Below are 12,591 nucleotides of genomic sequence, written 5' to 3' on the forward strand. Positions count from 1 at the left end.
AAGCTGATGCATGTGGCAGTCGCCGGTGGCGGCTGCCGCTTTTACTTTGTTGACAAGGATTTAACTGTTTAGTACAATGAAGTAGTTAGTTTTTTTATTTACAAAATAATTGTGTTTTCCTGGAGGTTATGATGCAGGCTCCTATTGAAGAATTACGTGCCTTTGTGGAAAAGAACAGGCATGAAATGTTGTTGTTTTGGGAAAACCTGGTAAATATGCAGGCAGGCTCCCATGAAATCGAGAAGGTCAACAGAATAATTGACTTTTTGAAGAAGCATTTTGAAGCAGAAGGTATTGACTGCCGCCTTGTAGACAGCAAGGGCAGCGCCAATGTTTTGGTAGCTGAGCTGAACAAGGATGTACCCGGTAAGCCGCTTCTGCTTGCAGGTCATTGCGATACTGTTTTTCCTTCCGGCAGCTATCCGGAAGATCCCTTTCATATTAAGGACGGCTTTGCCTATGGTCCCGGCGTAGTGGATATGAAAAACGGTATTGCTCAGATTTTTTATCTGCTGGTGGCTTTAAAGCATTTCGGCTACAAGGACAGACCGGTAAAGGCTGTAATTGTAGGTGATGAAGAAAGCAGTCATGCAGCAGGTATCGCTGATAAGATTCTGCTGCAGGAGGCTGAAGGCTCCTTGTGCTGCTTTAATATGGAAAGCGGACGCATGGATAACTGCCTTACTGTCGGCCGCAAGGGCGGTATGGATTGCCATATTATGGTACACGGTTTGGCGGCGCACGCCGGCAATGATTATCTCAAGGGGCGCAATGCGATTATTGAGATGTCTTATAAGCTGCCACAGCTGCAGAACCTGACGCTTTATGATGAGGGCCTGACGGTAAGCGTAGGCGTTATCAAGGGCGGCATGGTTTCCAATGCCGTACCGGATATTTGCTATGCCGAGCTGGATGTACGCTACAAAAAGCTGGAGCATATGGAATATATCCAGCAGAAAATCCGTGAGGTCTGCGCTAAAACCTATATCGAAGGTACAACAACCGAAGTAGAGTTTGTAGCACCGATGCCGGCGTTTGAGGAAACTGAGGCTAATCATAAGCTGCTTAACTATATCAACAGTGTAGCAACGAAGTGCGGTTATCCTGCTTCGGAGCCGATTTATGTCGGCGGTATGTCGGATGCGTCGTATTTTGGCAGTCTTGGTATCCCGACGGTCTGCTCGATGGGCGGTCAGGGCTCGGGCGCACACACTAAGCAGGAGTGCGCTTCGGTAGAAAGCTTCTTCCGCCGCTGGATAATTGCGGCAGCCTGCATCATGGAGCTGCAGGATTACACAGAAAAATTTGCATAATAAGCTAGGAGAGATGTATTGATGTCCAAGGAACAGGTAAAAGCCTTTAAGGCACCAAGTCCCATAATTATTCTGGTCTGCGTTATTTTGTTTTGCGCATTGGCCAGCTATGTGATTCCTGCAGGCGTGTATGAGCGCGTAAAGGATGTACACACCGGTAAAATGGTCGTTGACCCTGCTACCTTCCATTATGTGGCACAAAAGCCGACAGGCTTTTTGGATTTCTTTACTTCCATCAACAAGGGCTTTAAGGGTGGCATCACCATTATCGCCTTTCTGTTTATGGTTGGCGGTTCGTTGAACATTCTGGCCAAGACCGGTGCTATTGTTGCCGGCCTCAGCGCTTTAGTTAAAAAAATGCGCAATCACAGCATTCTGCTGATTCCGGTGCTGATGACTACGTTGGCAACCTTTTCTACTTTGGCAGGCTGCAACGAGGAATATCTGGCCTTTACACCGCTGGTAGTAAGCGTGGCGTTGGCTTTGGGCTTTGACTCCCTTACTGCGTTAGGTATGCTGTTCTGCTCCGTTGCTGCGGGCTATGGCGCAGGCTGCACCCAGCCGTTTTCCGTCGGCGTAGCGCAGGGTATTGCCGGTGTGCCGATTTTTTCCGCTCTGCCCTACCGCGTAGGTATTTTCTTCGTCCTGCTGATACTGAATATTTCCTTCGTTATGTATCATGCGCATAAGGTAAAGAAAAATCCACAGAGCAGCCCTGTTTATGAAATTGACCAGGCTAAGACTCATGATATCAATATTGACGAGGCAGAGCCGCTGACTACGCGTCAGGCTATCTGCTTAGCGCTTTTGGGCCTGAACTTTGTGGGTATTATCGTTGGCGTTTTGAAATTTGATTTTTACATGAATGAGATTTCCGCACTGTTCATCATCATGGGTGTTTTGTCTGGTATTATCTGCGGCCTGAAGCCCAATGATATCTGCGACGCCTTTCTTGACGGCTGCAAGGGTATGATGCTGCCATGTCTGGCGGTAGCAATGTGTAAGGCGGCAACTATTCTGCTGGATAACGCCAGAGTTATGGATACCATCATTCATGCTCTCGCCGGGATGCTGGACGTATTCCCGTCCTCCGCGATTGCCTTCGGTATGTTCATTATCCAGGACTGCTTCAACCTGCTGGTGCCCTCCAGCTCCGGTCAGGCAGCAATTTCTATGCCGATTATGGCACCGCTGGCTGATATCGTAGGCCTGACACGTCAGACCGCCGTTTTCGCCTTCACCTTCGGTGATGCGTTTACCAACTGTATTACTCCTGCGTCCGGTGCAACTATGTCCTATCTGGCAATGGCGAACGTGCCTTATAAAAAATGGCTGCGTTTTGTACTGCCGCTGATTGGCGCATGGTGGATAGTTGCATTCTGCTTCCTGACCTATGCGACAGCAATTAACCTCGGTCCGGTTTAATAAGCAGGCACTATAACGAATTTATAAAGGAAGTACGCTGCTGATATAAGCTGCTGGGAAAAATTAACTTTTCCTAAGTAATTTATATCACAGGTACTTCCTTTTTTGATTATTTAGGTGTAAAATATTTGCTGTTACGCAATTGTTTTTGAATACTTGTGGAATATATGAGAATACAGGTCAAAAGATGATTTTGACCGACGAGAGATTAAAAAAACTAAGCTAATCTGCAATGAGAATTATGAGAGAATGAGAGGGATGCAGATGGAAGTAGCAGGCTTTTTGGCCTTAGGTATTTTAGTTGGCTTATTGGGGGCGCTTTTAGGCATTGGCGGCGGTATGGTGATTGTACCGCTGCTGGTGTTTGCTTGGGATTATGAGCCGCAGCTTGCCATCGGCACTTCGGTGCTGGTGGTATTGCTGAATGCTGTTTCGGGGACTTGGGGGTATATTAGGCAGAAGAAGGTTTGCGTAGATGCAGCCTTGAAATTTGCCGTGGCCACCGTTCCCGGTGCATTTTTGGGCAGCTATGCCGCAGAGTATCTGCAGGGCAGGCTTTTTTATCTGGTGTTCGGCGCTTTCTTCGTGCTGGCAGCGATAAAAATGTATCGCAAGGCTAATAAGGAGGCGGCGGGTAAGACGGCCGGCGAGGTGCCGGAAGTCTATAACTGGAAGCTGGGCGTTCTTTGCAGCGTCGGTGTGGGCTTTTTAGCCAGCATTTTGGGCATAGGCGGCGGTATTGTCCACGTTCCCTTTATGGTTTATGTACTGAATTTCCCGGTGCATGTGGCCATTGCTACTTCTACCTGCATTTTGGCAGTTTCCTCGCTTGCAGGCTTAGTGTCGCATGCTATGCTGGGGCATATTGTGTGGAGCAGTGGTCTGGCGATTGGTGCGGGTGCCTTTGTCGGTGCTCAGGGCGGTGTAGCCTTGGCGCAAAGGCTGCAGTCCGGCATTTTGATGAAGCTGGCGAGTGTGCTGGTGCTTGTTACCGGCATTAAATTTTTGATGAATGCTCTATAAAGTGCAGTATGTTTGTAATTAAATATAGTGCAGTAATAAGAGTTCAGTTTTGCATAAAAATGTGAGGCCAGATGCAAAAGTAATGACATCCGGAAGTTGAAAAATGCTAATGCCGTTGTTATGAAGAAGGCAGATATGTAAATGCAGTATTGAGCTTGCTGAAGATACGCAAAAGCAGTCGCAATCATCGTTGATGATAAAGCGACTGCTTTTTTTGCTGTCTGCTGCAACGCTTCAGGCGTTGCTTAGCATGATGTTTGTGTAAGCTGTGAAAATACCGATATTAAAACTGAACATAGTAAATTGACGAGAAATGAATATACTAATAAGCTCAGATGTAGGTATAATACTACACATAACCTATTATTTGCATATATATTGGAGGTATTTACAATGAACGAACGTTATAAATTAAATGCACAGCTGGCACAGATGTTAAAGGGCGGCGTAATTATGGATGTTACGACACCGGAACAGGCGCGTATTGCGGAGGCAGCAGGTGCCTGCGCTGTTATGGCACTGGAGAAGATTCCTGCCGATATCCGTGCAGCAGGCGGCGTAGCACGCATGAGCGACCCGAAGCTGATTAAGGAAATTCAAAACGCGGTTTCTATTCCTGTTATGGCAAAGGTGCGCATCGGTCATTTTGTAGAAGCGCAGATTCTGGAGGCTCTGGATATTGACTATATCGACGAGAGCGAGGTGCTTTCTCCGGCTGATGATATTTACCATATCGATAAAACGAAGTTTAACGTACCGTTTGTCTGCGGTGCCAAGGATTTGGGCGAAGCATTGCGCCGTATTAACGAGGGTGCATCCATGATCCGTACCAAAGGCGAGCCCGGTACCGGTGACGTTGTACAGGCAGTACGCCATATGCGTAAAATGAATCAGCAGATTGCGCAAATTGCCGCTATGGAAGAAAACGAGCTGTTCAACGCTGCCAAGGAGCTGCAGGTACCGTATGATTTGGTAGTTTATGTACATGAGCATAAGCGTTTGCCGGTAGTAAACTTTGCGGCAGGCGGTGTAGCAACTCCGGCTGATGCAGCACTGATGATGCAGCTGGGTGCCGAGGGCGTATTCGTAGGCTCCGGTATTTTCAAATCCGGCGACCCGGCAAAGCGTGCGCAGGCTATTGTTAAAGCAGTAACCAACTTCAACGATGCTAAGATGCTGGCAGAGCTGTCCGAGGATTTGGGCGAAGCTATGGTAGGCATTAACGAGCAGGAAATTCAGCTGCTGATGGCGGAGCGTGGTAAATAATGAGAATCGGCGTTTTAGCACTGCAGGGTGCATTTATTGAGCACGTGCAGGCCTTGTGCCAGCTGGGCGTGGAAGCTGTAGAGCTGCGTCAGCTGCCGTATTTGGAGCAACCCTTGGACGGCATCGTCCTGCCGGGTGGCGAAAGTACGGTGCAGGGAAAGCTGCTGCATGAGCTTGGTATGTTTGCACCGCTGCAGAAAAAAATAGCGCAGGGCTTGCCGGTACTGGCAACCTGCGCAGGTATGATTCTGTTAGCGGAAAAGCTGACGAATGACAGCAAGGTGCACTTGGCAACTATGCCGATTACCGTGAAGCGTAATGCTTACGGCAGACAGCTGGGCAGCTTTTTTACCGAGGCTGAATTCGGCAAGCTGGGCAAGGTGCCGATGACCTTCATCCGTGCGCCTTATATTGACAGCGTGGGTGAAGGCGTAGAGGTGCTTGCTGCCGTAGATGAGCACATTGTGGCAGCACAGTACGGCAAGCAGCTGGCGCTGGCCTTTCACCCTGAGCTAGATACAGCCAAAAGCACGGCTATCCACGAATATTTTATCAGCCTGTGTGCTGAAAAATAATTATAGCTTAAGATAAGGCTTAAGCACGGCAAACAGGGTGTCTAAGGCAGGATACAGCTTATCATCCGCCAGACCGGTATAATTCATCAGCAGGGTATGCGAGCTGTCACCGACCTTTTCATGATAATAGTCCGAAAGAAATTTAATCTGAATGCCCTTGGCAGCAGCAGCCTGCACAAGCTGGGAATCCTTGGCGTCGGTAGCAAGATGCAGCAGAAAATGCAGACCGCTGTCCTCGCCTTCTACCGTAAGTGCGGGAGCAGCGTCGGACTGCGTCAGATACTGCAGCAGACGGTCGCGTTTGCTGCGGTAGTAGGTGCGCATTCTGTTGATGTGGCGTTCAAAATAACCGTCCTCGATAAATTTAGCGAGCGTAAACTGCTCAAAATTAGATACAGTACAGGAATAAAAGCCAAGCTTGTCATAAAACAGCGATGCCAGGTGCGGTGGCAGCAGCATGTAGCTGATACGGAAGGTTGGTGCCAGTGTTTTGGAAAAGGTGTTGATATAGATAACCTTTTCCTCGGTATCAATGCTCTGCAATGGCGGAATAGGCTTGCCGAACAGGCGGAATTCGCAGTCGTAATCATCTTCGATGATATAACGGCTGCTTTTTTTTGCTGCCCAGCGCAGCAATTCGTAGCGACGGCTGACGGGCATGACGATACCTGTCGGGAACTGGTGCGAAGGGCTGATATGCAGAATATCGGCACCGCTGTTTTCCAAAACGTCGGCGCGGATGCCCTGTGCGTCCATGGGCAGATAACGGCAGAAAACATCGTTGGCCTGATAAGCTGCTGCCAGCTGCGGATAGCCGGGGTTTTCCAGTGCGTAGACGTGGCTGCGGCCCAAAAGCTGCACGATGAGGTTGTACAGCGTCTGCGTGCCTGCGCCGATGATAATCTGCTCAGGCGCAACGTTCAGACCGCGGAACTGGTAAAGATGACGGGCGAGCGCCTGACGCAGCGGTAAAACACCGCCGGCACTGGTATCGCTGATGAGGGCGTGCTCGTCCGCTGTAGTGAGCGTGTTGCGCAAAAGGCGCGCCCAGATGTTATAGGGAAAGGTGTCCGGCGGTACGCTGCTTTTGGCGAAGCTGACGCCTGGTGCCTTTGTCTGTGTCTTAAGTGCAGGTGCTGCCTCGCGCTCTGATTTTACTGGCAGAGGCTGCTGCTCAATGCGCGCTACATAGTAACCGCGCTTGGGCTGCGAATAGATGTAGCCTTCGACAACGAGCTGAGCGTAGGCATTTTCCACGGTGATGAGGCTGATGCCTAAATTTTTGGCTAGCATGCGCTTGGAGGGCAGCTTTTCCTCGGCGTGCAGGACACCGTTGGTAATATCATTTTTGATGCATTTGTAAAGGTGGGCGTACATGCTCTCACCCTGTAAATTGGCAAAGCTGTAGGTTAGCATAGCTTGTAATCCTTTCTTAAGCAGCAAGCTCAGGTATAAGTTTTGACTATATCGAAAATCTGCATAATAGACTAATTAATAAGTTCAGATGCAAATATGATACTATGTATTGGCTTAAAAGTAAAGCAGGCAGAAAAATAGTGCCAAATAAGGTAAAAAAACAACCTATCCTACCCGAAAAACGCCTTTGGGGTAGGGGCAAATTACCGGGATTACCTTATAATAGAATTACACAAAATACAATAGCTGCAGGAAGCGAGGTGTAACCATGAAAAATTTAAAAAAACTGACACTCTTACATTCCAATGACCTGCATGGTGATTTCTTAGCTGAGAGAATTGATAATAAGCTTGTTGGTGGTGTATCCATGCTTTCCGGCTATATCAATAAAGTAAGAGCAGAAGAAGAGAATGTTATTTACTGCATTGCCGGAGATATGTTCCGTGGCTCTGTAATTGATGCGGAATATAAGGGTGTGTCGACTATAGAGATTATGAATCTGCTTGGTCCGGACGTTGTGACCATTGGTAATCACGAGGTTGATTACGGGCTGTCGCATCTGCTGTTTATCGAAAAGTGCGCTAACTTCCCGATTATTAATGCGAACTTTCACATCCGCACGAATAACAAGCGTCTTTTCCAGCCATTTTATATCGCTCATATTGACGGCATGAAGATTCTCTTCATCGGCATCATTACCGAGGACGTACTAGCGCAGACGAAGATGGATAAGGTAATCGGTTCCTTTGTAGATATCTGCGAGGCGGCAGAGGAAATCGGCCGTATTTGTAATACCTACAATCCAATCGATATCGATTTTACGATTATTCTTACGCATATCGGCTTCGAAGAGGATAAAAAACTGGCGGCAATGCTTGATCCAGATTGGGGCGTTGATGTTATTATCGGTGGTCATTCGCATACCTTTTTGGAGCATCCTGTAAAGGTTAATGATATTCTTATTGTACAGGCCGGAACAGGCACGGACCAGATCGGTCGTTTTGATATCATGGTAGATACCGACCTGAATGCGGTGGATACCTATACCTGGTCGACTGTGCCTATCGATGAAACCCATTGCCCGCGTGATGAGAGCCTGGAAAACTTCATTATGCACTACAAGAATTTGACAGATAAAAAGTACGGCAGACTGGTTACCCGCTTTGCCCGCAAGCTGGAGCATCCTTCCCGAATTCAGGAAACCCCTCTTGGCAGTTTAGTAGCGGATGCGCTGCAGGAGAGCTTGGGCATAGATGTTATGCTGATGGGCTCCGGTGCAATCCGCAGCTATAATCTGGGACCGGTAGTGCTGTACAGCGACTTCACCGAATGCTTCCCCTATGATGAAGCTGTATATATGCTGCCGGTTACCGGTGAGCAGCTGACGCGCATGATTAAGCGCTTCCTGCGCGAGGAGGCCTTTACTGGCGAGCATACGGAATTTTATCAGCTGTCGCAGGGAATGCACGTAGTATGGAGCCGCAGCAGCCAATGCTTCAAGGAGCTGACATTTGATGGCAAGCCTTTGGGAGCGCAGCAGATTTACAAGATTGGTCTGTGCAAATATCACTACAGCAGCCTGAAGCCGTTTTTGGATATTACGCTGGAGGAGGTTGAAGCCAATGGCAGAGTACGCGTGCTGGCAACCTCGTACCGCGATGTGATTGAGGAATACTTTATGACGCATCAGCACCTCAAACGTGAGCTTGAGGGACGTCTGATTATTGAGGACTAAAGGTAATAAAATAAGCATAAAAAAGTACCGTCCCGACATTTTTGCCGGGACGATACTTTTTTAGGGGTACGTAGGAAGAATATGATATGTAAGATGCAAACAAGGCATCTGTAAGCTGAATCCGTTGCCTCAGATATTAAGCATGATAGTGGCAAACAGTTTGCATCTGCTGAAGAGGGTATCTACAACAGCAAATTCTTCTGCAGTATGGTTGCGTGCGCCTTGTACGCCAATAGCGCAGATTGTAGGAACGCCTGCAGCTGTAGCATAGGCACTGTCGCTGCCGCCGCCGACTGCTTTGGCTGTCGGTTGCGGTAAATTGCATTCTGCTGCTGCTTCCTGTACTAATTTAAGCAAAGCAGCTGTGCCGGGAACCTCATCCATGGATTGGAATTTCGTAACAGTCTTTATAACAGTTTTGGTATCGGGAACGTATTGCTTAGCCGCAATAGCCTGCAATTTTGGCAATACTTCTTCCAGTAAAGCATAGTCGGTATAGCGTGTATCGCAGGTTAATTTTGCGTAGTCCGGTACAGCGTTGCTGACTGTACCGCCTTCGAATAAACCTACGTTAAAGTTAATACCCTTGTCGAAATCGGTTAAGGCTTCGATATCAAGGCCCTTATGCATTAATTCAATGATGGCGCTGCGGCCGTTTTGCGGGTCATTGCCTACGTGCGCACCGCGGCCATAGGCTTCCATGGTAAATTCGTATCTGCCCTTGCGTCTGGTGACAACACCTTGGTCCAAGAAACCGGTTTCAAAGTTAAATGCAGCCAGCGCACCCTTGCTTTCTGCCAAAATTGTTTCGGAAGCATTGCTTAAGTAATGAGCTACTTCTTCGTCGCCTGCGAGGATTACTTTAATACCATGCTTGGTATAATTATTTGCCAAAAGCACTTTTAAAGCAGTCAGCATGATAACAATACCGCCCTTCATATCAAGGCAGCCGGGGCCGTAGGCTTTTCCGTCAACAATTTTAAACGGACGCTCTGCTGCGGTGCCGTCTTTGAATACGGTGTCCATGTGGCCTAATAAAACGATAAAATCTTTACTGGTATCGCCGATTTTACCTACCAGTGTGTTGCCTGCTTTTTCAAATTCTACCTGGGTTGTAGCAAAGCCAAGTGTTTTTAAAATGGCTTCGATTTTTTGTGCGATGAAGTCAACGCCTGCTTTGTTGCCGGAACCACAATTAACGTTAACTAATTCCTGCCAAAGCTGCAGCATGTTTTCCTTTTCATCGTCTATCTGTTGCCAAATTTTGTTTTTGTCTAATAATGTATCTGACATTGTTTTTGCCCCCTCAAAATAATAAAAGACCAATAAAGGCTAAGACCTTTATTAAAGAATACCTCTTTTCTCCTAGTGTGTCAATAGGAGATATATGTGTATATCATTTAAAAATAAAAAGGCTGAGGTTACAGTTTGGTGCTGAACCTCAGCCTTTGGAGGAGTGTTTATAATTTTATTTTATATATTTTGCGTGGGCGTCCTTTTGTTTCAGACATTTCCGAGCGGATTTCTTCGGCATAACCATGCTCCGTAAGGCAGGTGAGAATGCGACGGGCGCTGCGGGGCAGGATTTGCAGTATTGTGGCAAGCTCCTGTGCATTAAGCTCATCGCGTTCGTAAATTTTCAACGCATGGCAAATTTTACTTAAGGTGGCTTGGCTGAGAGATGTCTTTTTGCTTACTTCTTCCAACTGTGCGGAGGCATACTGAAAATCTATCTGCTGTGCGCTTCCTAAAGGACCGCTGATTGTTTTGTCGTCAAGTACGACATACCAGCTGCCTTTTTTATCGGCGCAAGCATGCTTTAAAGCAATAACGGCATTATATTCTGCTTCGCGGGCACTGTTGCCTATGCCGATACCGCAGGCACGCAGGCTTTTGTTTAAATCGCGCAGAATCGGCAGTTCGGGCAGGCTGGTGAAGCTGTTGGTGAGCTGCTCTAAGCTGCCGCGCGTGGTGAAAATATAAAAATTACCTTCGTTGGCGGGCTTCAATGAGCCGCTGATGTTTTTGGTGTAGCTGATGAGCTTTTGCGAGATAGCGATTTCCCGGCTGTATAAGTCATCTACGGAATAAAAATTATCTTTATCTCCCAGCAGATTAAAGCTGAATACCTGCACGGCAATTTGGCCTTCCCGGAGTTTTTTTATACGGAATTGCGTTAAAATTACGTTTAAAATATTGCGTACGGTAACACGCACCGGCATAATACAGAAGGTCGGAATGCCTTCTGACTCCAATAGGCTTTTCACATAGCAGCTTCTGGTGACAGCAGCTTTAGTGATGCCTTTTTTAAAGAGCTCACGATGAAAAGCAGCATATCCGTTGAGCGATAAGGCACCATGCTCATCGGATAAATGATTAATAACGTTATAGTTTATCTGCATATCATCCAGAGCGCGGGTAATGTCATAATAGGGGATTGTATCTATACTTAATTCATCTATTTTAAAGCCTTGGTAAATAGTAGTGCAGAGTGTTTTATAAAAGCTGGCACCGCGGTATGGAATGTAGTAGACGGGCTTTTGTGCTTTGCCCCAGTTTTTTATATGCAGATGATTTATCTGGTCAAAGACGAGCCAGGAGTCAAACTCCTGTTGGTGGTTATCGATAATATTCAGTGTATGTGTTCCGTCAGGATCAATGAATGCAGTAATTTCGTAGTCATTATATTCTTCTATGACTTCCTGCAGGATATTTATGTTATGTTCTTCGCTGATAACGCCTAACCTTATTTTCATGTGAACCTCCAAGGAATAAAGAATGGATTGTTTGTTATTCCTTATTATAGGATATATTATACACTCAATATAGCTTTGGTAAAAGAATTTATTGCGGTTCTAATTCTTTTATTCTGTCGATTGCAGCAAGTCCGCAGCCGATGCCGTGGTCATGCAGTGCCAGCAGCTTGTGCGGCTTGATATCGAATTTATCAATCGTAAGCGGAATCTGCGGGCGGATGATGACAGCCTTGCCCTCACGTTCCATTTTCTCGACAGCTTCCAGCTGCTCGTTGTAGAGCTTAGGACGCTGCTCCATGATATCCCACAGCTTGGGATATTTTTTATAAACGGATTTGAGCAGAAATTTGGGCACGCCTTTTTTCTTGCGGTAGCCTTCGTTGCGTGTGAGCACTACAATCAGCTTTTTGTAGCCTGCGTCGAGTGCTTTTTGGTAGGGAATGGGTGCCAGCAGCGCACCGTCGAGCAGCGCACGTCCTTCATGCTTGACAACAGGTGCGACAAAGGGCATGGAAGAAGAAGCACGCACAGGAATAAAGTCCTGACCCATTGCTTCCTGATCGTACCAGACGCTTTCGCCGTTGACGATATCGGTAGCAGCTACCTGCAGCGTGCCGGGATAGACGCGGTAGGCAGCATAGTCGAAGGGGAGCAGATGCTTGGGCAGCTCATTGAAGATGAAGTCAAAGCCGAAGATGCTGCCGCTTTTAATCCAGTTGCGCACGCTGAAGTAACGCTTATCTGTGACGTAATGCTCGATAATCTGGCGTGTGCGCAGCGGTTGGGCAGACATATATGATAAAATATTGCAGGCTCCGGCCGAGACGGCGGTGATGTAGGGGAAGGTGAGCTGGTGCGCCAAAAAGGCTTCAAATACACCGGCGGAAAACATGCCCCGCATACCGCCGCCCTCCAGAACGAGAGCTGTTTTTTGTAAATGCATAGTAGATTCCTCCTAATTGCTATTATACACTAGCGTTTTAGATATACCAATAGCAGATGGAACTGTAAATGTAAAATATCGGTGAGCAAAGCGTTTAGGCTCCGTCCGTATAATAATGCAGTCACAATGTTGCAAGACG

General features: G+C 47.3%; 10 protein-coding genes. 6 read left to right on the forward strand and 4 right to left on the reverse strand.

The window, feature by feature from the left end:
- The first annotated feature begins 128 nt into the window (after window positions 1–128).
- From RDW05_RS02125 to pdxT, 5 genes are all read left to right on the forward strand, one after another.
- On the forward strand, window positions 129–1,313 hold the full coding sequence (locus RDW05_RS02125) for a M20 family metallopeptidase (RefSeq protein WP_307977672.1): 1,185 nt from the start codon (window positions 129–131) through the stop codon (window positions 1,311–1,313).
- A gap of 21 nt (window positions 1,314–1,334) precedes the next feature.
- Complete coding sequence (locus RDW05_RS02130; RefSeq protein WP_307977673.1) at window positions 1,335–2,738, forward strand: AbgT family transporter; 1,404 nt, start codon at window positions 1,335–1,337, stop codon at window positions 2,736–2,738.
- Between the two features lie 258 nt (window positions 2,739–2,996).
- Window positions 2,997–3,761: a sulfite exporter TauE/SafE family protein gene (locus RDW05_RS02135; RefSeq protein WP_307977674.1), complete on the forward strand. Its 765-nt coding sequence runs from the start codon at window positions 2,997–2,999 to the stop codon at window positions 3,759–3,761.
- A 393-nt stretch (window positions 3,762–4,154) separates the two neighbouring features.
- Window positions 4,155–5,027, forward strand: coding sequence for a pyridoxal 5'-phosphate synthase lyase subunit PdxS (pdxS, locus tag RDW05_RS02140; protein WP_307977675.1), 873 nt, complete (start codon window positions 4,155–4,157; stop codon window positions 5,025–5,027).
- On the forward strand, window positions 5,027–5,602 hold the full coding sequence (gene pdxT / locus RDW05_RS02145; RefSeq protein ID WP_307977676.1) for a pyridoxal 5'-phosphate synthase glutaminase subunit PdxT: 576 nt from the start codon (window positions 5,027–5,029) through the stop codon (window positions 5,600–5,602). The genes pdxS and pdxT overlap by 1 nt, the downstream gene beginning before the upstream one ends.
- On the opposite strand, the gene RDW05_RS02150 is transcribed toward pdxT, so the two are convergent.
- Window positions 5,603–7,018: a PLP-dependent aminotransferase family protein gene (locus tag RDW05_RS02150; protein WP_374111002.1), complete on the reverse strand. Its 1,416-nt coding sequence runs from the start codon at window positions 7,016–7,018 to the stop codon at window positions 5,603–5,605. It abuts the gene before it with no gap.
- Window positions 7,019–7,286: 268 nt separating this feature from the next.
- On the opposite strand from RDW05_RS02150, the gene RDW05_RS02155 reads away from it, so the two are divergent.
- Window positions 7,287–8,753 (forward strand): bifunctional UDP-sugar hydrolase/5'-nucleotidase, encoded by a 1,467-nt coding sequence (locus RDW05_RS02155; RefSeq protein ID WP_307977678.1) that lies wholly within the window; start codon window positions 7,287–7,289, stop codon window positions 8,751–8,753.
- A 129-nt stretch (window positions 8,754–8,882) separates the two neighbouring features.
- Here the strand turns inward: RDW05_RS02155 and RDW05_RS02160 are convergent, their stop codons facing one another.
- The 3 genes from RDW05_RS02160 to RDW05_RS02170 all read right to left on the reverse strand — a co-directional run bounded on the left by RDW05_RS02160 (window position 8,883) and on the right by RDW05_RS02170 (window position 12,452).
- Complete coding sequence (locus RDW05_RS02160) at window positions 8,883–10,046, reverse strand: M20 family metallopeptidase (protein WP_307977679.1); 1,164 nt, start codon at window positions 10,044–10,046, stop codon at window positions 8,883–8,885.
- Window positions 10,047–10,213: 167 nt separating this feature from the next.
- Window positions 10,214–11,509, reverse strand: a complete 1,296-nt coding sequence (locus RDW05_RS02165) for a hypothetical protein (RefSeq protein ID WP_307977680.1) — start codon at window positions 11,507–11,509, stop codon at window positions 10,214–10,216.
- 88 nt (window positions 11,510–11,597) lie between these two features.
- A complete protein-coding gene (locus RDW05_RS02170) occupies window positions 11,598–12,452 on the reverse strand; it encodes a patatin family protein (protein ID WP_307977681.1) in 855 nt (284 codons plus the stop codon).
- Window positions 12,453–12,591: the final 139 nt, after the last annotated feature.

The organism is uncultured Phascolarctobacterium sp. (assembly GCF_902463975.1).
GTDB lineage: Bacteria > Bacillota > Negativicutes > Acidaminococcales > Acidaminococcaceae > Phascolarctobacterium_A.